A 21621-nucleotide genomic window follows, 5' to 3' on the forward strand; every position below is an offset into this window, starting at 1 on the left:
GGATCAGTAGAAGTGCCGCAGCCGGGGCCACAGTCGTGACCACGGGGCGGCCGCCCCGGTGCAGAGCAGCACCGGCGCGTGCTGCTCCTCGTTGGCCACGCCCCGGCCGTTGTCCACCACGGCGACCTGCCGGCAGCCGGTGAAGGCCCGTTCGACCTGCGGGTACGGCTCCGGGTGGACCAGCAGAACGGGGCCGGTCGCGGAGTCCGGCGGCGGGCCCCAGTCGTAGAAGGACATGTGGCCCGAGTACGTGGCGGGCAGGCCGTAGCGGTCGCCGTAGTGCACCAGCGCCCCCGCCTCGCCGTAGTCGGTGGCGAACACCACCGCCCGCCCGCGCTGCTCCGGAGGGACCTGCGCCCACCCCGCGCCGACCGCCGCCACCAGCTCGGGCCAGCCCACCTGTTCGGCCGACTCCGGATAGATCCAGGAGACGGCCGCCAACCGGCCGGCGGGCAGCACCGGCAGCGTGATCAGCGAGTTGACCAGCGCCGCGACCAGCAGCAGCCCCACCAGCCGGACCCGACCGCGCCGCGTCCCGCCACCGTCCCCACCACTGCCAGTGCCCGCGGACGCCCACCAGCGCTCCGCGACGGGCCCGCACCCGGCCGCCAGCACCAGCAGCAGCGGCGGCAGCGCGTAGTACGGCTTGCCGCCGAGCAGCAGCACCAGCCCGCACAGCACCAGGTACGCATACCCCAACGGCCGGGCCCAGCGCACCCGTTCGTCCTCGCGCAGGCGGCGGAACCCGGCCAGCCAGATCGGGATCAGCACGGGGGAGAGGTAGACCAGCTGCATCGGGACGAAGGTCAGCCGGTTGGTCAGGCCGTCCTGGTCGCTGATGCCCGAGGCGACGGTGAGCTGCGGCCAGCCGTGCACCGCCTCCCAGTACAGGTTGGGTGCTGCCACCAGCAGCGCCAGCAGCGCCCCGGCCGGCAGCCACCGGCCGCGCAGCACCGCCCGCGGCCCGGGCCCGCCGTCGCCCGGGCCCGGCCCGGCGAGGGCGATCGCGGGCAGCAGTGCGACGGCCAGCAGCAGCACCAGGTCCTTGTTCAGCAGCGCGACCCCGGTCACCGCGCCGATCACCGGCCACCAGCGCCGGTCGCCGGTGCGCAGCAGGCGCAGCACCAGCACGCCGAGCACCGTCCAGACGAACAGGTCGAAGCTCGCCGTGCTCAGCATGTGCCCGAGCGCCAGCACCATCGCCGACACCGCCGCCCCGGCCGCCGCCAGCGCCTGCCCGGCCCGCCGTGCCCCCAACTCCCGTGCGGCGAAGGCGACCAGCGCCACCGTCGCCCCGCACAGCAGCACCGCGACCGCCCGCAGCCCGGCCGGACCGGTACCGAACACCGCCGTGGACAGCCGCGCCAACAGCGGTGTCAGCGGCGGCTGGTCGACGTACCCCCACGCCAAGTGCCGCCCCGCCGCCAGGAAGTACAGCTCGTCGCGGTGGAACCCGTACCGCCCCGCCAGGGCGGCCTCCACCGCCACCACCGCGGCCGCGATCCCCAGCACCGGCCCGACCGCGAAGCGCGGCAGGCCGGCCGCCGGGCCCCCGGCACGTACGACGCCGCCACCGGCGGGCGCGTTCCCCCGAATGCCCATGGCGCGAGTGTGGCAGAGCCCGCCCGCCCCGCCCATCGGGGAGAACCCTGATGCCCCGTCAGGGTCGCTCCGGGACAAGGGGGGCGTCAGGTCCAGGCGGGGAGGCTGCCCTCCTGGTAGCGGGCGCCGAAGCCGCCGGTGGGGAGGACGGCGTCGACGGCGGCGAGGTCGTCGGCGTCGAGGGTGAGCCAGGCGGCCCGGGCGTTCTCGGACATCCGGGTGGCGCTGCGGGTGCCGGGGATCGGGACGATGTGCTCGCCGCGGGCGAGCAGCCAGGCCAGGGCGAGCTGGGGGAGGGTGGCGCCCTTCTCGGTGGCGAGTTCGCGCAGGCGGGCCACCGCGGCCAGGTTCTGCTCGTAGGCGCCGGGCTGCCAGCGCGGGTCGTGGTTGCGCATGTCGCTCGGGTCGTACTGGCCGGCCGGTTTGGTGGCGCCGGTGAGGAAGCCGCGGCCGAGCGGCGAGTACGCGACGAAGCCGATGCCCAGCTCGTCCAGGGTCGGGAAGAGCTGCTCGGCGTCCCGTTCGAACAGCGAGTACTCGGTCTGCAGGACCGACACCGGCTGGACGGCGTGCGCGCGCCGGACCGTCTCCGGGCCCGCCTCGCTCAGCCCGAAGTGGCCGACCTTGCCTGCCTCGATCAGCTCCTTGACGGTGCCGGCCACCTCCTCGATCGGGACGGCCGGGTCCACCCGGTGCTGGTAGAACACGTCCAGCCGGTCGGTGCCCAGGGCGCGCAGGCTGTTCTCGGCGACCTTGCGGATGTTCTCCGGGCGGCTGTCGAAGCCGAAGCCCCGCTCGGTGCGGGCGAAGCCGAACTTGGTGGCCAGCACCACCTCGTCGCGGAAGCCCCGCACCGCCCGGCCCACCAGCTCCTCGTTCGAACCGGTGCCCCAGTTGTACAGCTCCGCGGTGTCGAAGAAGGTCACGCCCAGCTCGTACGCCCGCCGCAGCGCCGCGACACCGGCCCGCTCGTCGCCCGGCCCGTACGCCATGGTCAGGCCCATCGCGCCGTAGCCGATCGCGGAGACGGTCAGGCCCCGGCTGCCGAGTGTCCGTTGCTGCATGAGAAGCCTCCAGTGCGCAGGATCCAGAACCGAACGGTTCGGTTCGGCCCGGTTCGCAGCCTACGCCCGGCCCGGGCCCCCGCCAAACCGGACGGTTCGGTCCTGGCCGATGGCGGGCTCCTACCGGTGGCGGATTCCTACCGGTGGCGGGCTCCTACCGGTGGCGGATTCCTACCGGTGGCGGGCTCCTACCGGTGGACGTCCTGGCGCCGGAACAGCAGCGAGACCGCGCCCAGCCCGAAACCGGCCGCGATCGACACCAGCCCCAGCACCAGCGTCACCCCGACCGGCCGCCGCCCCGCAGCGTCCAGCTCCCCGGCCCCCGCGCCCTCGCCCTCGCCCTCGCCCGGACCCGCTGGCGCGGAGAGCGCGGCCGGCGAACCGGCCGGAACGGGCGGGTCCGAGCCGGCGGCGGGCGACGGCGTCCCCGTCCCCTCGTCGGCACCGGCCGACGACCCCGCCGGGGACGGCAGCGCCGCCACCACCGGATCGGGCGACACCGGGGCGGACGCCGAAGCGCTCGAGGTCGCGGACCTGGACGCGGACGCGGAACCGGACGGGGAGGGCGAGGGCGACGGGGAAGGAGAAGGGGAAGGCGACGGACCGGCGTAGCGGAACACCGCCTGCGGCTGGCTGCGCCCCTCCAGCAGGCCCACGTCGCGCCCCGCGGCGTCGACCAGCCGGTAGCCGGCCACCCCGTTCGTCCCCACCGCGTACCGGCCGCCGGGCAGCGCGGCGTCCAGCCCGATCCGGGCCTGGAAGGTCAGCGTCCCGCGCGGCTCGACGGCGAACGGCCGGGCCGGCGCCAGGCCCCACCCCGTCCCGCTGTGCGTGTCGGAGGGCCGCCAGTCACCGGTGGCCGGGTCCTGCCACTCGACCGAGACGCCGTCCTGCGGCCCGGACGGGTCGTCCAGGTCGGACACCCGCAGGAACAGCGAGTCCACCAGCAGCCGGTAGTGCGACGTCGAAGCGACCGTGACGACCGCCGTGAACCCGCCCCCGCCCGCCACCCGCGACGGGACCCCGGAGATCCCGGTCACCAGGTACCCGTTCCCGGGCCCGGCCCCCTGGCCGCCACCCGGGTCGGCCGAGGCCGACCCGACGGCGGACAGCGCCGGGAACAACACCGCGACGGCCAACAGCACCACCGCACGGACGACGCGCCGCGCCATGAGAACCCCCGAGTCGAAAGGCCCGGCCCGCCATCCCGGTCCCGCCGGTCCCGCACCCACCCGCAGCGTATCCACCCCGGCGGCAACGAAGCCACCATGCCGGGGTCAACTGCCGGAGAACAACCCCCGCCCCCCGCAAGCCCGTTCGCATCGCGCCCCGGTCGGCCCCGCCCCCGCCACGGCGTCCCCGTAGCCCGGTCCCCGTGCACCGGCCCCGTAGCCTGGACCCCGTGCACCGGCCCCGTAGACCTGATCGGCGGCCGCCCCCGCGGGGGCGGGGCGGGGGCGCGGGGGCGCCGCGGGGCGGGGTCGTGGTGGCGGGGGGCGGGGGGGGGACTTCGAGGCGCTGATGGACGCCGCGGCCGCCGCGCTGACCGCCCGGGGCGCCCGCGTGGTGGCCCGGGCGGTGCAGCGGCGGGGCGTCTCGGCGGGCGGGGCGCGCAAGATGGGGCTGCCGCACTCGGAGCGGACCCTGCTGAGCGGCGGCAAGGCCCGCGAGGTGGCCCGGCTCTGCGAGCGGACGGCCGCCGCGGCCGCCGTCTTCGTCCCCGACCTGACCGCCCGCCAGCGCCACGCCCTGACCGCCCTGCTGGGCCGCCCCGCCCTGGGCCTGCCCGAGGCGCTTAGGGTGGGGGCCGTGGCCGACACCCCGATGACGCAGCAGCCCCTGCCCGACGAGCCCGACGAGCCCGGCGAACCGGAGGGGCTGGACGAGCCGGAGGGACTGGACCGGCTGGTGACCGAGGCGCGGCGGGACGGGGGCGCCGGGATCGACCTGCTGCCGACGGTGGAACTGGCCCGGCTGATGAACGCCGAGGACCGGACGGTACCGGAGGCGGTCGCGGAGGAACTGCCCGCGATCGCGGCGGCCGTGGACGCGATCGCCGAACGGATGCGGCGCGGCGGGCGGCTGGTGTACGCCGGGGCGGGGACGGCCGGGCGGCTGGGCGTGCTGGACGCGGGGGAGTGCCCGCCGACGTTCGGTACCGCGCCCGGGCAGGTGGTCGGGCTGATCGCGGGCGGCCCCGGCGCGGTCACCGCCGCCGTCGAGGGCGCCGAGGACGGCCGGGCCGCCGCCGTCGCCGACCTGGACGCGCTGGGCCTGGGCGCCGCCGACACCGTGGTCGGCGTCTCCGCCTCCGGCCGCACCCCGTACGCGCTGGCCGCCGTCGAGCACGCCCGGGCGCTCGGGGCGCTCACCGTCGCGCTGGCCGGCAACCGGGGCTCCGCGCTGGGGGCCGCCGCCGAGCACCGGATCGAGGTGGTCACCGGGCCCGAACTGCTGTCCGGCTCCACCCGGTTGAAGGCCGGGACGGCGCAGAAGCTGGTGCTCAACATGATCTCGACGATCACCATGGTCCGGCTCGGCAAGACCTACGGGGACCTGATGGTCGACCTCCGGGCGAGCAACGACAAGCTGCGGGCCCGGGCCCGCCGGATCGTCGCCCTCGCCACCGAGGCCGAACCCGCCGCCGTGGACGCCGCGTTGGCCGCCACCGGCGGACGGGTCAAGGACGCGATCCTGCTGCTGCTCGCGGACGTGGACGCGCCCCGCGCGGCCGACCTGCTGGCCCGCCACGACGGACGGCTGCGCGACGCCCTCACCAACTCCCGTACCGCCGAAGGGAACTGACGGGCCGTCAGAACTCCTGCTCGGCCCAGATGGTCTTGCCGCGCGGAGTGTGCCGGGTGCCCCAGTTGCGGCAGAGCTGGGCGACCAGCAGCAGGCCGCGGCCGCCCTCGTCGTCGTTGTGGGCCCGGCGCAGGTGCGGGGCGGTGCTGCTGCCGTCGGAGACCTCGCAGATCAGCAGCGAGCCGTCCCGGATCAGCCGCAGCCCGATCGGCGGCAGGCCGTAGCGGACGGCGTTGGTGATCAGCTCGCTGACCACCAACTCGGTGACGAAGGACGCCTCTTCGAGCCCCCACTCGGTGAGCTTCGCGGCCGCCAGCTTGCGGGCCCGGGCCACCTCGGACGGGTCGTGGCGCAGCGCCCAGTCGGCGACGTCCTGGGTGTGCAGGGACTGGGTGCGGGCCAGCAGCAGGGCCACGTCGTCGGACGGGGCGTCCGGGCCGAGGGTCGACGACAGCACCTGGTCGCACAGGTCCTCCAGGGAGCCGGCGGGCGCGGTGAGCGCCGAGCCGAGCCGGTCGAGGCCGAGCCCGGGGTCGCCGCGCAGCTCGGAGGCGCGCAGCAGCCCGTCGGTGTACAGGGCCAGCACGCTCCCCTCCGGGACCTCCAACTCGACGGCCTCGAACGGGAGTCCGCCGAGGCCGAGCGGCGGCCCGGCCGGGAGCTCGGGGAACAGCACGGTGCCGTCCGGGCCGACCAGGGCCGGGCCGGGGTGCCCGGCCCGGGCCAGCGAACAGGTCCGGGTGACCGGGTCGTACACCGCGTACAGGCAGGTCGCGCCGACGCTGCTGCCCGCCCAGGCGGTGCCGCCCTCGGGGAGCTCGTCCAGGTCGACCCGGAGCACCAGGTCGTCCAGGTGGGTGAGGAGTTCGTCCGGCGGCATGTCGATGTCGGCGAGGGTGCGCACCGCCGTCCGCAGCCGCCCCATCGCCGCCGAGGCGGGCACGCCGTGGCCGACCACGTCGCCCACCACCAGGGCCACCCGGGCGCCGGACAGCGGGATCACGTCGAACCAGTCGCCGCCGACACCCTCCCGGCCGCCCGCGGGCAGGTACCGGAAGGCGACCTCGACCGCGGCCTGCCGGGGCGTCCGGCTGGGCAGCAGCGAACGCTGCAACGCCAGCGCGGTGTCCCGCTGCTGGGTGTACTGGCGGGCGTTGTCGATGGACAGCGCGGCGCGCGCCGTCAACTCGGTGGCCAGCAGCAGGTCGTCCTCGTCGAACGGCTCCGGCGAACGGTGCCGCAGGAAGATCGCCACGCCCAGCGTCACCCCGCGCGCGGTCAACGGCACCAGCAGCGCCGAGTGGATGCCGAACTCCTCGGCCCGGCGCTCCCGTTCGGGCTCCTGGGCGATCCACGAACGGATCTCCGGATCCCGGTAGTCCGAACGCAGTGGGCGGCCCGCGGCCAGCACCCGGGCCATCGGCGAATCAGGGACGATCACGTCCCCGCGCCCCGCCGCGACCGCCGACTCCGGACAACCCGGCAGCACCGACCGCTGGGCGACCCGGTAGAACACCAGCCCCGCGCCCGACGGCGGACCGCCCCCGAACACCGAATCCAGCAGGTCGACCCCGACGAAATCGGCGAAGCCGCCGACCGCCACCTCCGCCAACTCCTGGGCGGTGCGCTCCACTTCCAGCGTCGAGCCGATCCGCAGGGCGGCCTCGCCGAGCAGCGCCAGCCGCCGCCGGGCCCGCTCCTCCACGGAACCCGGCGCCAACGCGGGCCCCACCGGCCCCGGCCCGGCCGCCCCGGCCGCCGCCGGACGCAGCGGCTGGGCGGACACCACCCAGGCCGGCTCGCCGCGCGCCGTCCGCACCGGCACCGCGCCCAACTCGACCGCCACCGGCTCCTCCTCGGACCGGCACAGCCGCAGCATCCCGGTGAACGGCTCGTGCCGAACCACCGCCCGCAGCAGGGCGACCGGCGCCTCGCCCGCCAACAGCTCGACCGCCGGCCGCCCCAGCACCCGGCCCGCCCCGAACCCCGTCAACCGCTCGGCCGCCACCGACCAGCCGGTCACCACCCCGCCGCCGTCGACCGTCGCGGTCGCCGCCCGGCCCGTCACCCGAGTCGCCATGTCCGTCCATCCCCTCTCGGAGCAGCAACCACCAGGCCGTCCTTCCCAGCATCGCCGCCCGACCCGACCACCCCAAACCGCCACGCCGGAAAACCCCACACCCCACGACAGCCGGCCCCGGAGCCCGTTGCAGCCGCGCGCGAGGCCGGTGCGGTCGGTGCAACTGCTGCAGCCGTTGCAGCCGCTCCGGAAAACAGTTGGGCCGACCGGTCCGTGCGGTGGAAGGATGCCCGCCCGGGACGGGAGAGGTGGGGCGGGCATGGGACTGGACTACGGCTACGAGGTCATCGTGCCCCCGCAGAACGTCGCCCGGGCACTGGCCCGGCTGGTCGAACTCGCACCCCGGGGCCGCAACGCGCCGCCGCTCCCGGTCACGCTGCCGGGCGGCGAGCGGCTGACCGTACCGTTCACCTCGCACTTCCGGAGCGAACCGGTCGACTGCTCCGCAGGCGGCACGCTCGACCTGGACACCTCGCTGATGATCGGCGTCGACGACGCGGTGCGCGAGTTCCACCTCCGCGACGACCGCGGGATCGACGAGCGGGGAAGGACGCGGGTCGGGTACGTCTACCTGACCGTCCGGTTCTCGCCCCGGGAATACCCGGGCTTCACGTCACTGGAGTTCACGGCGGCCACCTCGGACATGAGCCGGATGTTCGAGCGGTCCGCCAGCGTCAGGAAGGTGTTCACCGACCTCACCGCCGCCGCCGGCGGAGTGTGCTGCCTGCTCGACACCGAGACCGGCAGCTACGACATCTGCTGGCTCAACGGCGAGACGGTCAGCGGCGAGACCGTTCCGGGCAGCCGCTTCCCGGACTTCCGGGCCCTCGTCGCCGCCTGGCGCGAGCCGGCGGACCGGAACGGCAGCACCTGAGCCGCCGGGCCCGTCCGCCCTGTCCGGAAACCGGACGCCGAACCCTTGATCACCGTCGGCCCGGTGGCCAGAATGGGGCCGGAGCCCCGCCCGACCGGAGCCCCGTCCCACCGGCGACCCGGTCGACCGGTGGGTCGTGGACCTCGCCGATCCCCCCGCGCGGGCTCGTGGGCTCGCGGATCTCGGAGGACGCCATGAACCGACCGGCCGCCCCGGAGCAGGACTACGGCCGGGCCTGCCCGACCGGCACCGGCTTCGGGCTGCACCACGTGCAGCTCTCGATCCCGCCCGGCAGCGAGGAGGCGTGCCGGGCCTTCTACGTCGGGATCCTCGGCATGACCGAACTGGCCAAGCCGCCGGTGCTGGCCGCGCGCGGCGGCCTGTGGGTGCGCGCCGACGACCTGGAGATCCACCTGGGCGTGGAAGAGGACTTCCGGGCGGCCCGCAAGGCCCACCCGGGCATCCGGGTGGCGGACCTCGACGGCCTCGCCGCCCGGCTCACCGCCGCCGGTGTCGAAGTGACCTGGGACGGCGCCTTCCCCGGCCACCGCCGGTTCTACGCCTGCGACAACTCCGGCAACCGGCTGGAGTTCCTGCAGCCCGACGGCCCCGCACCGCGCTGGTGAACCCGCCGCCCGGCGGCCGGGGCGTCAGCCGCCGGTGACCGACCGGTGCAGGCCGGCGAAGGCGGCCTCGAGTTCAGCCGCGTCCACCGGGCCGGACTCCATCCGCAGCAGGCAGGTCCCGTCGTCGCCGTTCGGGGTGAGGACGGCGAGCAGGACCAGCCGGGACGGCCCGCGGCGTTCGATCGTGAGGTGGAGCGGGTTGTTGCGGCCCCCGGTCAGCCGGCCGTCGAACACCCGGGCGTGCGGCGCCCGCAGGCCGGCCAGGACCCGCGCGGTGAAGTCCCCGACCTCCGGGTCGTCCAGGGCGGTGGTGAAGTCGGCGCGCAGCGCGGACGCCCAGTCGGCCGTCACCCGCCACTCGCCGCCGCCGAGGTAGGTGAGCTCCACCCGGGCGTCCTCGGTGCCGATGCGGATGGCGCGGTCCCGCATGCCGTTCCTCCTCCGACCCCGGACGCTCCGGCACCCTGCCGGGCCCGTGGGGCCACACCCTAGCGGGCCGGTCCGACCTGACCGACCGGGCCGGTCCGGTCGGCCGGGGCCGGACGTGGCGGCTGGTTGCCGATCACCGGGAGCCGTACGGTACGGGCGGGGAGCCATTCGTTACCCGGGTGGAAACTTCTCCCCCGGCAGGGGTACCGGACGCCCGTGGCCTGGGGAAACATGGGGGCCGTCGGTACCGAGAGACAGAGGAGTCAGGCCATGGGCCCTGCCGAGAACGTTCAGCACCACGAGCGGCAGGACGGCGCGCTGCCCGGCGCGGCCGAGTCGGCGGCGAACTTCCGGGCCGCGCGCGAGGTGCTGTGGCGGTACGCGGAGGACTACGAGGCGGCGTACCGGGAGTTCGCCTGGCCGGAGCTCGGGGAGTTCAACTGGGCGCTGGACCACTTCGACCCGATGGCGCGCGGCAACGACCGGCCCGCGCTGTGGGTGGTCGAGCCGGACGGCACCGAGCGGGTGCACAGCTTCGACGAGCTGGCCCGGCGCTCCGACCGGGTCGCCAACCACCTGCGCGGGCTCGGCCTGGGCCGCGGCGACCGGGTGCTGGTGATGCTCGGCAACGTCAGCGAGCTGTGGGAGGTGATGCTTGGCGCGATCAAGCTGGGCGTGGTGCTGATCCCGGCGACCCTGCTGCTGTCCGCCGAGGACCTCGCCGACCGGCTGGAGCGCGGCGAGGTGCGCGCCGTGATCGCCGCCGCCGAGGTCGCCGACCGGTTCGCCGGACTGCCCGGCGCGCCGCTGCGGATCGCCGTCGGCGGCCCCGCCCCCGAGGGCTGGCAGGACTACGCGCAGGTCGACACCGCCGCCGAGGAGTTCACCCCCGAGGGCGTCACGCTCGCCGCCGACCCGCTGCTGCTGTACTTCACCTCCGGCACCACCTCCAAGCCCAAGCTGGTCGAGCACACCCACGCCTCGTACCCGGTCGGCCACCTGTCCACCATGTACTGGATCGGCCTGCGCCCCGGCGACGTGCACCTCAACATCTCCTCGCCGGGCTGGGCCAAGCACGCCTGGAGCAACCTGTTCGCGCCGTGGAACGCCGGGGCGACCGTCCTGGTCTTCAACTACGGCCGGTTCGACGCCCAGCAGCTGCTCGACGTGATCACCCGCTGCAAGGTCACCACGCTGTGCGCGCCGCCCACCGTGTGGCGGATGCTGATCCAGGCCGACCTGGCCGCGCACCGCACCGAACTGCGCGAACTCGTCGGCGCCGGCGAGCCGTTGAACCCCGAGGTGATCGAACAGGTCCGCGCCGCCTGGGGGTTGACCATCCGCGACGGCTTCGGCCAGACCGAGACCACCTGCCAGATCGGCAACAGCCCCGGCCAACCCGTCAAGCCCGGCTCGATGGGACGCCCGCTGCCCGGCTACCACGTCGCCCTGCTCGACGCGGACGGCAAGCCCGCCGACGAGGGCGAGCTCAGCCTCGAACTGGCCCGCCGCCCGCTCGGCCTGATGCGCGGCTACCGCGGCGACGCCGAACGCACCGCCGACGCCATGCGCGACGGCTACTACCGCACCGGCGACGTCGCCGCCCGGGACGCCGACGGCTACATCACCTACGTCGGCCGCGCCGACGACGTCTTCAAGGCCAGCGACTACCGGATCTCCCCGTTCGAGCTGGAGAGCGTCCTGATCGAGCACCCCGCCGTCGCCGAGGCCGCCGTCGTCCCCTCGCCCGACCCGCTGCGGCTGGCCGTCCCCAAGGCGTACGTGCTGCTGGTCGAGGGGCGCGAGCCGAGCCCCGAACTGGCCCGGGACATCCTGAAGTTCACCCGGGAGAAGCTCAGCGCCTACAAGCGGATCCGCCGCCTGGAGTTCGGCGACCTGCCGAAGACCATCTCCGGCAAGATCCGCCGGGTCGAGCTGCGCACCCACGAGGCGCAGCGCGGCGAGGACCGCAACCCGGACGAGTACTGGGACACCGACTTCCCGGAACTGCGCCAGGGCTGAGGACGGGTAGGGCGGGAGGGCGGTAGAGGAGGGGCGGGCGGAAAAGGGTTTCCGCCCGCCACCGGGGCGCCGATAGGATCACCGCACCTCCCGGGCGTGAGCGCAGAGGCAGACGCGCCGCTATCGCATGGCGGATCACGCCGGTTCGAATCCGGCCCCCGGGAGGCCCGCACGACGGGCCCCGTAGCGCAGAGGCCGACGCGCCGCACTGCACATGCGGAGCACGCCGGTTCGAATCCGGCCGGGCCCACCTCGCCGCCCCCGTACCGCCACCCCCGTACCACCACCCCCGGAGGACCGCCCGATGAGCACGCCCCCGTCGAGCCCCCCGGAGGAGCCGGACGAGGCCGAACTCGCCGCCTTCGAGCGGACGTTGGGACGGCTGTGGCTGCTGCCCGCCGACCACCCGGTGCGGCTGCGGGCCGAGCGCGGCGCCGAGTCCTTCGTCCGCGACGGCCGGCACGCCCGCCGCCGCGCCCGCCGCACCGAGACCGCCCGGGCCGACGCCGCGCTGGTCGGCGCCACCGCCACCGGCGGCACCGGCCGCCGCGAGGACGCCCCGCTGCCCGCCGCCGGGCCCGCCCCGGTCGGCGAACTCGCCCGCCCCCAGCGCTGCTACGTCTGCAAGCAGCCCTACCGGCAGGTCGACGGCTTCTACCACCGGCTGTGCCCCGGCTGCGCGCAGGACAACACCGCCCGCCGCGCGCTCGGCACCGACCTGGCCGGGCGGCGGGTGCTGCTCACCGGCGGCCGGGTCAAGATCGGCTTCCAGCTGGCCCTGATGATGCTCCGCGACGGCGCCGAGCTCGTCGTCACCAGCCGCTTCCCGCACGACACGCTGCGCCGCTTCCGGGCCGCCGAAGGCAGCGCGGGCTGGCTGCACCGGCTGCGGATCGTCGGCATCGACCTGCGCGACCCGCGCCAGGTGCTCGGCCTGTGCGAGCAACTGCGCACCGAGGGACGCCCGTTGGACATCCTGGTGAACAACGCCGCGCAGACCCTGCGCCGCCCGCCCGAGTCGTACGCGCTGCTGGCCGCGGGGGAGCGGGCCGCCCTGCCCGAGTCCGGCACCGGGCCCGCGCAGGTCGTCCACGCGCCCGGGTTCCGCCCGATGCCCGCGCTCACCGCCGCCTGGCCCGCCGCCGAACTCGCCACCGCCCCGGGCACGTTGATGCCCGCCGGGGTCGACACCGCGGCCGTCGACGAGGCCGGGCTGCTGCCCGACACCGCGCCGCGCAACTCCTGGTCGGCGACGCTCGGCGGCCTCGACCCGGCCGAGGTGCTGGAGACCCAGCTGGTCAACGCGCTCGCCCCGGCGCTGCTCTGCGACCGGCTGCTGCCGCTGCTGGAGGCGTCCGAGCACCCGCGCCGCTACATCGTCAACGTGACGGCCGTGGAAGGCCGTTTCGCGGTCCGCAACAAGATGCCCGGCCACCCGCACACCAACATGGCCAAGGCCGCGCTCAACATGCTCACCCGCACCAGCGCCGACGAACTCGCCACCCGCGGCGTCTACATGTGCGCGGTCGACACCGGCTGGATCACCGACGAGAACCCGGCCCCCAAGAAGTCCCGGCTGGCCGGCCGCGGCTTCCGCACCCCGCTGGACATCGTGGACGGCGCCGCCCGGGTCTACGATCCGATCGTCCGCGGCGAGGCCGGGGATCCGTCCGTGGGCGTCTTCCTGAAGGACTATCGGGTGGCGGAGTGGTGAGCGCAGCCCCTAGCATCACCGCGACGGACCCGTAGCGCAGAGGCAGGCGCACCGGTCTCCAGAATCGGAGGACGTCGGTTCGAATCCGACCGGGTCCGTCACCCCGGGGTGGGGCCGTAGCACAGCGGCAGATGCACCGGCCTGCCTAGCCGGAGGACGCCGGTTCGAATCCGGTCGGTCCCGCCCCCGGGAGAGCCCCGCCGACAGAGCCCCGTCGGCAGAGCCGTCCAACAAATCGGGCAGAGCCGTCCAACAGGGTCGTCGGGCCCGGTCGCCCGGGTCCGGCCCGGCGAAGAGCCGCGGGCAGCGGAGATGAGTGGCAAGGAGCGGGAATGGTCCAGGAGTTCGCCGGAGTCCCGTCGGTCGTGCCCCGCCCGGCCGCCGAACTCGCCCCGCTGCTGGCCTGGTTGCGCACCGGCACCGGCACCGACCGGCGGATCGACTTCCCGGCCGGCACCGCCCTGCCGGACGGCCGGCTCGACCTGTGCAAGCAGCAACTCGGCCCGCAGGGCGCCCGCTTGGTCGCCGACGCACTCGCCGAATCCGCCCGGAGCGCGGAGGACGGCGAGGCCCCCGTCCGGCACCTGCTGCTCGGCACCGACGGCCTCGGCGACGACGGCGCGGACGCGTTCGCCGCCCGCGCCGCCGAAACCCCGGTCCGCACCCTCTACCTGGGCTGCAACGGCATCACCGCGGCCGGCGCCTGCCGGATCGCCGACCGGCTGCGCGCCTCGCCGCAGACCGTCCGCGCACTCTGGCTCAAGCGCAACCCGCTCGGCATCCGGGCCGGCCAGGCCGCCACCGAACTCATCGCCGCCGCAGAGGAGTTGCGCACCCTCGACCTGGTGCAGACCGGCCTCGACCCGGCCGGCCTGGCCGTCCTCGTCGACGCCCTGCTGACCGGCGGCCGCCACTTCCAACGCCTCTACCTCGGCGGCAACCCGCTCGGCCCGGCCGGCGCCGAACCGCTGGCCCGGCTGATCGCCGCCGGGGCCACCGACGAGCTGTACGCCTCCGCCGCCGGCCTCGGCGACCCGGGCGCGCGCACCCTCGCGGCCGCACTGCGCACCGCCCCGTACGGCGCGCTGCGCCGCCTCTCGCTGGCCAGCTCCGGCCTCGGGCCGGACGCCGCGGCCGAGTTGACGGCCGCCGCGGCCGCCGCCGGGGTGGAACTGCTCGACCTGGGCCGCGTCGCGGCCGCCCACGCGCTGGGCGCCGCCGACAACCGGATCGACCTGGCCGCAGCCGACCGGATCGGCGCCGCGCTGGCCGCCGCCCCGCACCGGCTCGACCACCTGGTGCTCACCCGCACCGGCGTCCGCAGCCGCGAGGCGCACCGCCTGCTCGACCACGCGGCGGGCGCCGCCACCCCCACCCGCTACCTGCTGGGCAAGGGCGTCGCTGCCACCGTCCGGCACCGCCTGAACGCCCTCAGCGCGGCCGTCCCGCCGCCCGCCCTCGCCCCGGACGTGGCGGCGGTGCACAGCGTGCACCGCACCGCCGCCGCGGAGGGGTGAGTCAGCGGGCGGCCATCCGCAGCGCGCCGTCCATCCGGATGGTCTCGCCGTTCAGGTAGTCGTGGTCGGCGATCATCGCGACCAGCTTGGCGTACTCCTCGGGGCGGGCCAGCCGCTGCGGGAAGGTGACGGTCGCGGCCAGGCCGGAGCGGACCTCCTCGGAGAAGCCCGCCATCATCGGGGTGTCGACGATGCCGGGGGCGATGGTGACCACCCGGATGCCGTACTGGGCCAGGTCGCGGGCCGCGGTGATGGTCATCCCGGCCACGCCCGCCTTGGACGCGGCGTAGGCGATCTGCCCGACCTGGCCCTCGAAGGCGGCGATCGAGGCGGTGTTGACGACCAGTCCGCGCTGCCCGGCCCCGTCCGGCTCCTGCCCGGACATCGCCTCCGCGGCCAGCCGCATCACGTTGAAGGTGCCGACCAGGTTGACGTTCAGCACGCCGCGGAACAGGTCCAGGTCGTGCGGGCCGCGCCGGCCGACCACCCGCGCGGACGGGGCGATGCCCGCGCAGCTGACCGCCAGCCGCAGCGGGCGGCCGTCGGCGGCGATCCGCTCCAGCGCCTCGCGGACCGGCTGCTCCTCGGTGACGTCCGCCCCGAGCAGGGTGACGCCGGCGGGCTGCGCGGGGGCGGACTCGACGGCCTTGGGCAGGTCGAGGCCGTAGACGGTGGCGCCGAGCGAGGCCAGGTGGGCGGCGGTGGCCGCGCCCAGGCCGGAGGCGGCGCCGGTGACCAGGGCGGCGGCGTTGGACAACTGCATGGTGGAACGTCCTTTCCGAGAAGGCGGGTCGGTGTCAGCGGGTGGCGAACTGGCGGCTGATCACCAGGCGCTGGATCTGGTTGGTGCCCTCGAAGATCTGCATGATCTTCGCCTCGCGCATGTACCGCTCGACCGGGAAGTCCCGGGTGTAGCCGTAGCCGCCGAGCACCTGCACCGCGTCCGTGGTGACCTTCATCGCGGCGTCGGTGGCGACCAGCTTGGCCACGCTGGCCTGCCGGCTGAACGGGCGGCCCAGGTCGCGGCGGCGGGCCGCGTCCAGGTAGGTGGCGCGGGCCGAGTCGACGGCGGCGGCCATGTCGGCGAGCAGGAAGCCCAGGCCCTGGTGGTCGACGATCCGGCGGCCGAAGGTGGTGCGCTCGTTGGCGTACGCGACGGCGTGGTCCAGCGCGGCCTGGGCCAGGCCGGTGGCGCAGGCCGCGATGCCGAGCCGGCCCGAGTCGAGGGCGGAGAACGCGATCGGCAGGCCCTGGCCCTCGGCGCCGATCAGCCGCTCGCGCTCCAGCACCGCACCGTCCCAGTACGCGGCGGTGGTGGGCACCGCGTTCAGGCCCATCTTCTCCTCCGGCGGGCCGAAGGTCAGGCCCTCCGCCTGCCCGGGCGCCAGGAAGCACGACACCCCGTGCGGGCCGGGCGCGGTGCGGGCGAACAGCGCGTAGAAGTCGGCCTTGCCGCCGTGGGTGATCCACGCCTTGGTGCCGGTGATCCGGTACCCCTTCTCCACCGGCTCGGCCTTGCAGCTCAGTGCCGCCGCGTCCGAGCCCGCGTGCGGCTCCGACAGGCTGTAGCCGCCCACCAGCTCACCCGCCAGCATCCGGGGCAGCCAGCGCTCCTGCTGCTCGGGCGTGCCGTACGCGGTCAGCGGGTGGCAGGCCAGGGTGTGCACGCTGGTGGCCACCGCGACGGCCGCCCAGCGGGACGCCAGCTCCTCCAGCACCTGCAGGTACACCTCGTACGGCTGGCCGCCGCCGCCGAACTCCTCCGGGTAGGGCAGGCCCAGCAGCCCGGCCTGCCCGAGCAGCGCGAACAGCCCTTCCGGGTAGCGCTCCTCCTTCTCGTGGGAGGCGACCTTGGTCGCGAGTTCCCTGTCGGCGAGATCGCGGGTCAACGCGATCAGGTCCGCGGCTTCCTCGGTGGGCAGCAAGCGATCCACGGCCATGTTCCGGCTCCAAGCGGTACGCAAAGCGGTACGTCAGTACCGGAAAGCGTAGCGCAGCGGGGCCCGGCCAGGGCAGACCCCGGACGGGCGGGTGTCCGAACGGAGGGGCCGGCGGGCACCCGGACTGCGGGACGGGTGGAACCGGCAGGGCGGAGGGAAGCGGCCGGGCGGGCGGGGGCGACTGTCATACTGGCCGGGTGATCGACAGCGCAGCCGCAGACCGGCCCACCGGACGGGGCGCCGCCCGCCGCAGTGAGCTCTTCGAGGAACTGGTGGCGCTGTTCGTGGCCGAGGGCTTCGCCCGGTTCACCCTGGACGACCTCGCCGCCCGCCTGCACTGCTCCAAGCGCACCCTGTACGGGCTGGCCGGCTCCAAGGAGCAACTGGTCCGCGCCGCCGTGGTGCACTTCTTCCGCGAAGCCACCACCCGGGTCGGCGCCGCCCTGGCCGCCGAGACCGACCCGGCCGCCCGGCTGGCCGCCTACCTGCGCGCCGTCTCCGCCGAACTCGCCCCCGGCTCGGCCCGCTTCTTCGACGACCTGGCCGCCTTCGAGCCCGCCGCCGAGGTCTACGGCCGCAACACCCGGGCCGCCGCCCGCCAGATCCAGCGCCTGATCGAGGACGGCGTCGCGGCCGGCGCCTTCCGCGAGACCCACGTCGCCTTCGCCGCCGACGTGATCAGCTCCGTCATGGTGCGCATCCAGCAGCGCCAGGTCGCCGAAGCCACCGGCCTGGCCGACGCCGAGGCGTACGGGCACCTGGCCGAACTCCTGCTGCACGGCCTGCTGCGCTGAACCCGCCCCCGGGGAACGCTGTCGGCGGGCCGTGACACCCTGCCCCGCATGACCGACACGACCGGTGCCACCGGCGCGCCCGCGCCCCGCGGCCTGCAGACCTTCCGGGACGGCGACTTCCCGTACTACACCCTGACCTTCGTCCTGGGCCCGGACCCGGCCGAACTGCTGCTGCGGATGGGCGCCGACCCGGACAGCCTCGCCCTCCGCGACGGCATCGACCTGGAGGAGGACTTCCCCGACGACCTCCTCGACGACGAGCAGCCGGTGGTCACCACCGGCACCGACAACGGCTGGACCTGGGCCTGGGAACAGGGCGGCGCGCACGGCCTGGACGAACGCGTCCTGCGCGCGGTCTCGGCCGGCACCGAGGCCGTCGTCCTGCACCACAACGAGGACGCGAACCAGTTCAAGCACGCGGCCGACGGCACCGTCCTGGCCGACATCTGCGACCTCCTGCCGTTCGAACCCGCCGGCACCGAACCGTCCCGCCTCACCCGCTGCCTGCGGCCGCTCGGCTTCCTCCCCGGCGGGCCCGTCCCGCTGCACGGCCTGCTCTCCCTCGCCGAGAGCGCCTTCGGCCTCGGCCTGACCGTCCCCGGCGTGGTCGACGACCTCCGGACGAGCGGACGGCTGCGCCCCCTGCCGCAGTGACCCGGGCCCCGGCGCGGCGTCAGTCCTCCGGCCGGGCAGGGGAGTCGGGCACCGGAGCGGCCGGCGGATCGCAGAGCGGGCAGCGCCCGTTCTCACGGACCTTGCCGCACTCCTCGCAGACCAGGTTCAGGAAGCAGGCCGGCTCGCCGCCCTCGGACTCAACAGGTTCCATCCCCCCAGTGTGCCGCCCACCCCCGCCCGCCCGACAGGCCCTCCCGGCACAGCGCCTGCCGCTCCGGGCCGGCCCCGGAGTGTACGCGGGAGGCGTGGTGATCGTGGGGATTCGGTGTGATCGCCCGCAGGGGTCCGTCCGCGCCTCCACAATGTCGCCTTGCAACGGGGGAGACGGAACAAGGGGGCAGCCGGGTGCAGCCACTCGACGGGTGCGACCCGCGACAGGTCGGGCCGTACGCGCTGGCGGGACGGCTCGGGTCCGGTGGCATGGGGGCGGTGTACCTGGGGCGGTCGGCCGGCGGGCGGGCCGTCGCGGTGAAGGTGGTGCGGCCGGAGCTGGCCGAGGACGAGGACTTCCGGCAGCGGTTCCGGCACGAGGTGGCCGCGGCCCGGCGGGTCTCCGGGGCGTTCACCGCGCCGGTGGTGGACGCGGACAGCGAGGCGGCCGTCCCGTGGATGGCCACCGCGTTCGTGCCGGGCCTGCCGTTGCGGCAGGCCGTCGACCGGCACGGCCCGCTGCCCGCGGCGACGGTCCGGACGCTGGCCGCCGGTCTGGCCGAGGCGCTCGGCGAGGTGCACCGGGCCGGGCTGATCCACCGCGACCTCAAGCCCGGCAACGTGCTGCTCGCCCTCGACGGCCCGCACGTCATCGACTTCGGCATCTCCCGGTCCGCCGACGGCGGCGGCCTGACCACCACCGGATCGGTGATCGGCTCCGCCGCCTACATGTCCCCCGAGCAGGCGCTCGGCCAGCCGCTCAAACCCTCCAGCGACGTCTTCTCGCTCGGCGCGACCCTCGCCTACGCCGCCCTCGGCCGGCACCTGTTCGGTGAGGGCGCCGGGGCGGCCGTGCTGTTCCGGATCGTCAACACCGAGCCCGACCTCGGCGAACTCCCCGCCGACCTGCGCACCCTGGTCGCCGCCTGCCTGGCCAAGAACCCCGCGCACCGCCCGACGCCCCGTCAACTGGTCGCGCACGTCGCCCAGGCCGGGCACCCCGCCGACCCCGACGGCTGGCTGCCGCCCGCCGTCGCCACCGAGGTGCGCGCCGTCCGCGCGGTGCTCACCGCGACACCCGCCCCGCCCGCGCTCCCCGCCGCAACCCCCCCCCCCCCCCCCCCCCCCACCCCCACTCGCCCTCGGCGGGGCCGTCCTCGCCGCGGGCGCGGGCGGCACCGCCTACGCCCTGCTCAGCCGCCAGCGCACCGACCCGGCCGACCGGCCGCCGCACCGCCCGGACGGCGCCGCGGTGCCCGAGGCGAAGGCCGTCTGGCAGAACCGCGACGTCACCCTGCCGTGCGTCCAACTCCTGTCGCTGGACGGCGCGGTGGTCGGCATCACGCCCCAGCAGGTCTGGGCCGTCGACGGCGCGGGCAAGGCCGGGTGGACCCTGGACAGCAGCGCCGCGGGCGCCGTCTTCGGCCTCGACGCCACCCAGATCCGCCCCGTCGCCGGCTACGACGGCGGCCGCATCCTGCTGGCCGGCAGCGGCGGCACGAGCAGCGGCGGCACCAGCGGCGCCGGCGGCCTGGGCAGCGTCCTGCTCGCCCTCGACCCCGCCGACGGCCGGATCGACTGGCGGACCGACCCGGGCAAGGACGCGACCGGCGCGGTGTTCCGCTTCGCGGGCGTCCGCCGCGGCACCGCCTACGTGCTCGGCGTCGGCCAGAGCCAGGGGCGCACCGGCAGCTACGTGTGGGCCGTCGACCTGGCCGGCCGGCGCAGCGCCTGGTACCACGCCGACGACGCGCTGCTGCTCGAAGCCGCCCTGCTGCCCGACGACGACCGGCTGCTGGTCTCCAGCGCCGACCGGCTCAAGGCCCTCGACGGCAAGGGCGGGCTGCTCTGGCAGGCCGCCCTGCAGTCCTTCGGCATCACCGCGGGCGCCGGGTACTTCGCCGCCCCCGACAAGGACGGCACCCTCACCGGCCTCGACCCCGGCACCGGCAGACCCGTCTGGACCAGCCCGCACCTGGCCGGCCCCGCCCTGCGCGGCAACGCCTTCGCCCACGGCCCGGACAGCGGCCAGGCGTACTGCCTGTGGAGCGACGTCGACGGCGGCCAGTCGGTCGGCGCCCTCGACCTGAAGAACGGCAGGGCGCGCTACCGCACCCCGCTGCCCAAGGACGGCACCGGCACCGGAACGACCGGCGCCGACCTGCTGTACGCCGACGGCACCCTGTACCGGATGGGCCCCGACGCGGTGCTCTGGGCCCTCGACCCGGCCACCGGGCGGGCCCGCTGGAAGTACTCCGGACTCAAGGGCGCCGACCCCGGCAAGCTCACCTGGACCGCCGGAGCCGGCCGGCTGTGCGTCGCCGACCAGAACCCCGGAACCCTCACGGCCCTCTCCGCCAAAGGAACCTGACGATGCGTCCGCTCGAAGCCGCCGACCCCCGCCAGGTCGGCCCGTACACGCTGCTCGGCCGGCTCGGCTCCGGCGGCATGGGCTCGGTCTACCTGGGCCGCTCGGCCGGCGGGCGGGCCGTCGCGGTCAAGCTGATCCGCCCCGAACTCGCCGACGACCCGCGCTTCCGGGACCGCTTCCGGCACGAGGTGGCCGCCGCCCGCACCGCCTCCTCCGCGTTCACCGCGCCCGTGGTGGACGCCGACCCCGACGCCCCGCTGCCCTGGCTGGCCACCTCGTACGTGCCCGGCGTGCCGCTCGACGAGGCGGTCCGGCTGGTCGGCCCGTTCCCCGAACCGGCGCTGCGGATCCTCGCCGCGGGCGTCGCCGAGGAACTCGCCGCCATCCACGCCGCCGGACTCACCCACCGCGACCTCAAACCCAGCAACGTGCTGCTCGCCCTCGACGGCCCGCACGTCATCGACTTCGGCATCGCCCGGGCCGCCGACGACAGCGCCCTCACCGCGCAGGGCACCGTCCTGGGCACCCCCGCCTACCTGTCGCCCGAACAGGCCCTGGCCCGCCCGGCCGGGCCCGCCGCCGACGTGTTCTCGCTCGGCTCCACCCTGGTGCACGCCGCCACCGGCGCCGGACCCTTCGGCCCCGGCCACCCGCTCGAAGTGGTCCGCCGGGTCGCCGCCGAGGAACCCGACCTCGGCGGCGTGCCCGCCGGGCTGCGCCTGCTGATCGCCGCCTGCCTCGCCAAGGACCCCGCCGACCGGCCCACCCCCCGCCAGCTGATCGCCGCCCTGGGCCTGGCCCCGCACGGCCCCGGCACCTGGCTGCACCCCGAACTGGTCGCCGCGATCGAACGCTCCGCCGCCGTCCTCGCCCCCGCCCTGCCCCCAGCCGCCGTCCCCGGTCCGGCTCCCGCTCCCGCCCCGGCCGACCGGCCGCCGCTGCTCCCGCCACCCCCGCC

18 protein-coding genes, 4 tRNA genes and 1 pseudogene are annotated in these 21621 nt (G+C 75.8%); 15 read left to right on the top strand and 8 right to left on the bottom strand.

Annotated features, from left to right (window positions below; genetic code table 11):
- Positions 1-3: 3 nt before the first annotated feature.
- The 3 genes from IH44_RS0130990 to IH44_RS0131000 form a co-directional block, all read right to left on the bottom strand.
- Positions 4-1602: a glycosyltransferase family 39 protein gene (locus tag IH44_RS0130990; protein ID WP_081967236.1), complete on the bottom strand. Its 1599-nt coding sequence runs from the start codon at positions 1600-1602 to the stop codon at positions 4-6.
- A gap of 86 nt (positions 1603-1688) precedes the next feature.
- Positions 1689-2666 (bottom strand): aldo/keto reductase, encoded by a 978-nt coding sequence (locus IH44_RS0130995; protein WP_030463099.1) that lies wholly within the window; start codon positions 2664-2666, stop codon positions 1689-1691.
- Positions 2667-2854: 188 nt separating this feature from the next.
- Positions 2855-3838, bottom strand: a complete 984-nt coding sequence (locus IH44_RS0131000) for a hypothetical protein (protein ID WP_030463100.1) — start codon at positions 3836-3838, stop codon at positions 2855-2857.
- A gap of 652 nt (positions 3839-4490) precedes the next feature.
- On the opposite strand from IH44_RS0131000, the gene murQ reads away from it, so the two are divergent.
- On the top strand, positions 4491-5471 hold the full coding sequence (murQ, locus tag IH44_RS0131005; protein ID WP_081967239.1) for an N-acetylmuramic acid 6-phosphate etherase: 981 nt from the start codon (positions 4491-4493) through the stop codon (positions 5469-5471).
- Positions 5472-5478: 7 nt separating this feature from the next.
- Here the strand turns inward: murQ and IH44_RS0131010 are convergent, their stop codons facing one another.
- Complete coding sequence (locus IH44_RS0131010; protein ID WP_035956931.1) at positions 5479-7551, bottom strand: SpoIIE family protein phosphatase; 2073 nt, start codon at positions 7549-7551, stop codon at positions 5479-5481.
- 259 nt (positions 7552-7810) lie between these two features.
- Between IH44_RS0131010 and IH44_RS0131015 the strand changes: the two genes are divergently transcribed.
- Positions 7811-8425: a hypothetical protein gene (locus IH44_RS0131015; protein WP_030463103.1), complete on the top strand. Its 615-nt coding sequence runs from the start codon at positions 7811-7813 to the stop codon at positions 8423-8425.
- 194 nt (positions 8426-8619) lie between these two features.
- Positions 8620-9051 (top strand): VOC family protein, encoded by a 432-nt coding sequence (locus IH44_RS0131020; protein WP_051817613.1) that lies wholly within the window; start codon positions 8620-8622, stop codon positions 9049-9051.
- A 24-nt stretch (positions 9052-9075) separates the two neighbouring features.
- Here IH44_RS0131020 and IH44_RS0131025 read toward each other — a convergent pair whose 3' ends face one another.
- The gene (locus tag IH44_RS0131025) at positions 9076-9480 is read right to left on the bottom strand and encodes a hypothetical protein (protein ID WP_030463105.1); all 405 of its coding nucleotides are present in this window, start codon (positions 9478-9480) and stop codon (positions 9076-9078) included.
- Positions 9481-9750: 270 nt separating this feature from the next.
- On the opposite strand from IH44_RS0131025, the gene IH44_RS0131030 reads away from it, so the two are divergent.
- From IH44_RS0131030 to IH44_RS0131060, 7 genes are all read left to right on the top strand, one after another.
- Positions 9751-11502: an AMP-binding protein gene (locus tag IH44_RS0131030; protein WP_081967237.1), complete on the top strand. Its 1752-nt coding sequence runs from the start codon at positions 9751-9753 to the stop codon at positions 11500-11502.
- Positions 11503-11591: 89 nt separating this feature from the next.
- Positions 11592-11666, top strand: a tRNA-Ala gene (locus IH44_RS0131035).
- A gap of 12 nt (positions 11667-11678) precedes the next feature.
- Positions 11679-11752, top strand: a tRNA-Cys gene (locus IH44_RS0131040).
- Between the two features lie 54 nt (positions 11753-11806).
- A complete protein-coding gene (locus IH44_RS0131045; RefSeq protein ID WP_030463107.1) occupies positions 11807-13216 on the top strand; it encodes an SDR family NAD(P)-dependent oxidoreductase in 1410 nt (469 codons plus the stop codon).
- A 25-nt stretch (positions 13217-13241) separates the two neighbouring features.
- Positions 13242-13314, top strand: a tRNA-Trp gene (locus IH44_RS0131050).
- Positions 13315-13326: 12 nt separating this feature from the next.
- Positions 13327-13399 (top strand) — tRNA-Gly (locus IH44_RS0131055).
- Positions 13400-13548: 149 nt separating this feature from the next.
- The gene (locus IH44_RS0131060) at positions 13549-14733 is read left to right on the top strand and encodes a ribonuclease inhibitor (RefSeq protein ID WP_030463108.1); all 1185 of its coding nucleotides are present in this window, start codon (positions 13549-13551) and stop codon (positions 14731-14733) included.
- Position 14734: 1 nt separating this feature from the next.
- Here IH44_RS0131060 and IH44_RS0131065 read toward each other — a convergent pair whose 3' ends face one another.
- Both IH44_RS0131065 and IH44_RS0131070 read right to left on the bottom strand, forming a co-directional pair.
- Entirely contained in the window at positions 14735-15496 is a 762-nt protein-coding gene (locus IH44_RS0131065) for an SDR family NAD(P)-dependent oxidoreductase (protein ID WP_030463109.1), read from the bottom strand.
- Positions 15497-15530: 34 nt separating this feature from the next.
- Positions 15531-16673 carry an acyl-CoA dehydrogenase family protein gene (locus tag IH44_RS0131070; protein ID WP_030463110.1) on the bottom strand — a complete coding sequence of 381 codons (1143 nt, stop codon included), beginning with the start codon at positions 16671-16673 and terminating at the stop codon, positions 15531-15533.
- A 197-nt stretch (positions 16674-16870) separates the two neighbouring features.
- Here IH44_RS0131070 and IH44_RS0131075 point away from each other — a divergent pair, with 197 nt between their 5' ends.
- Positions 16871-17467 carry a TetR/AcrR family transcriptional regulator gene (locus IH44_RS0131075; protein WP_030463111.1) on the top strand — a complete coding sequence of 199 codons (597 nt, stop codon included), beginning with the start codon at positions 16871-16873 and terminating at the stop codon, positions 17465-17467.
- 48 nt (positions 17468-17515) lie between these two features.
- A complete protein-coding gene (locus tag IH44_RS0131080) occupies positions 17516-18121 on the top strand; it encodes a DUF6461 domain-containing protein (protein ID WP_232795149.1) in 606 nt (201 codons plus the stop codon).
- A gap of 19 nt (positions 18122-18140) precedes the next feature.
- Here IH44_RS0131080 and IH44_RS46810 read toward each other — a convergent pair whose 3' ends face one another.
- Positions 18141-18293, bottom strand: a complete 153-nt coding sequence (locus IH44_RS46810) for a hypothetical protein (protein ID WP_157852520.1) — start codon at positions 18291-18293, stop codon at positions 18141-18143.
- Positions 18294-18487: 194 nt separating this feature from the next.
- On the opposite strand from IH44_RS46810, the pseudogene IH44_RS44745 reads away from it, so the two are divergent.
- The 3 genes and pseudogenes from IH44_RS44745 to IH44_RS0131090 form a co-directional block, all read left to right on the top strand.
- Positions 18488-19261 (top strand): annotated as a pseudogene (locus IH44_RS44745) (serine/threonine-protein kinase); the annotation flags it as partial.
- 283 nt (positions 19262-19544) lie between these two features.
- Positions 19545-20663 (top strand): PQQ-binding-like beta-propeller repeat protein, encoded by a 1119-nt coding sequence (locus IH44_RS0131085; RefSeq protein WP_030463113.1) that lies wholly within the window; start codon positions 19545-19547, stop codon positions 20661-20663.
- Positions 20664-20665: 2 nt separating this feature from the next.
- Positions 20666-21621: serine/threonine-protein kinase (locus tag IH44_RS0131090; protein ID WP_030463114.1), on the top strand; the 956-nt coding region annotated here is incomplete at its 3' end.

Origin of the sequence: Kitasatospora sp. NRRL B-11411, from assembly GCF_000721345.1 — a bacterium.
Classification (GTDB): Bacteria; Actinomycetota; Actinomycetes; order Streptomycetales; family Streptomycetaceae; genus Kitasatospora; species Kitasatospora cineracea.

What these genes read in the sequence shown, in the direction of transcription:
- IH44_RS0130990 (WP_081967236.1), bottom strand. Translation starts at nt 1,602, where the DNA reads ATGGGCATTCGGGGGAACGCGCCCGCCGGTGGCGGCGTCGTACGTGCC.
- murQ (WP_081967239.1), top strand. Translation starts at nt 4,491, where the DNA reads ATGACGCAGCAGCCCCTGCCCGACGAGCCCGACGAGCCCGGCGAACCG.
- IH44_RS0131030 (WP_081967237.1), top strand. Translation starts at nt 9,751, where the DNA reads ATGGGCCCTGCCGAGAACGTTCAGCACCACGAGCGGCAGGACGGCGCG.
- IH44_RS0131020 (WP_051817613.1), top strand. Translation starts at nt 8,620, where the DNA reads ATGAACCGACCGGCCGCCCCGGAGCAGGACTACGGCCGGGCCTGCCCG.
- IH44_RS0131025 (WP_030463105.1), bottom strand. Translation starts at nt 9,480, where the DNA reads ATGCGGGACCGCGCCATCCGCATCGGCACCGAGGACGCCCGGGTGGAG.
- IH44_RS0131015 (WP_030463103.1), top strand. Translation starts at nt 7,811, where the DNA reads ATGGGACTGGACTACGGCTACGAGGTCATCGTGCCCCCGCAGAACGTC.
- IH44_RS0130995 (WP_030463099.1), bottom strand. Translation starts at nt 2,666, where the DNA reads ATGCAGCAACGGACACTCGGCAGCCGGGGCCTGACCGTCTCCGCGATC.
- IH44_RS0131065 (WP_030463109.1), bottom strand. Translation starts at nt 15,496, where the DNA reads ATGCAGTTGTCCAACGCCGCCGCCCTGGTCACCGGCGCCGCCTCCGGC.
- IH44_RS0131060 (WP_030463108.1), top strand. Translation starts at nt 13,549, where the DNA reads ATGGTCCAGGAGTTCGCCGGAGTCCCGTCGGTCGTGCCCCGCCCGGCC.
- IH44_RS46810 (WP_157852520.1), bottom strand. Translation starts at nt 18,293, where the DNA reads ATGGAACCTGTTGAGTCCGAGGGCGGCGAGCCGGCCTGCTTCCTGAAC.
- IH44_RS0131000 (WP_030463100.1), bottom strand. Translation starts at nt 3,838, where the DNA reads ATGGCGCGGCGCGTCGTCCGTGCGGTGGTGCTGTTGGCCGTCGCGGTG.
- IH44_RS0131080 (WP_232795149.1), top strand. Translation starts at nt 17,516, where the DNA reads ATGACCGACACGACCGGTGCCACCGGCGCGCCCGCGCCCCGCGGCCTG.
- IH44_RS0131010 (WP_035956931.1), bottom strand. Translation starts at nt 7,551, where the DNA reads ATGGCGACTCGGGTGACGGGCCGGGCGGCGACCGCGACGGTCGACGGC.
- IH44_RS0131070 (WP_030463110.1), bottom strand. Translation starts at nt 16,673, where the DNA reads ATGGCCGTGGATCGCTTGCTGCCCACCGAGGAAGCCGCGGACCTGATC.
- IH44_RS0131045 (WP_030463107.1), top strand. Translation starts at nt 11,807, where the DNA reads ATGAGCACGCCCCCGTCGAGCCCCCCGGAGGAGCCGGACGAGGCCGAA.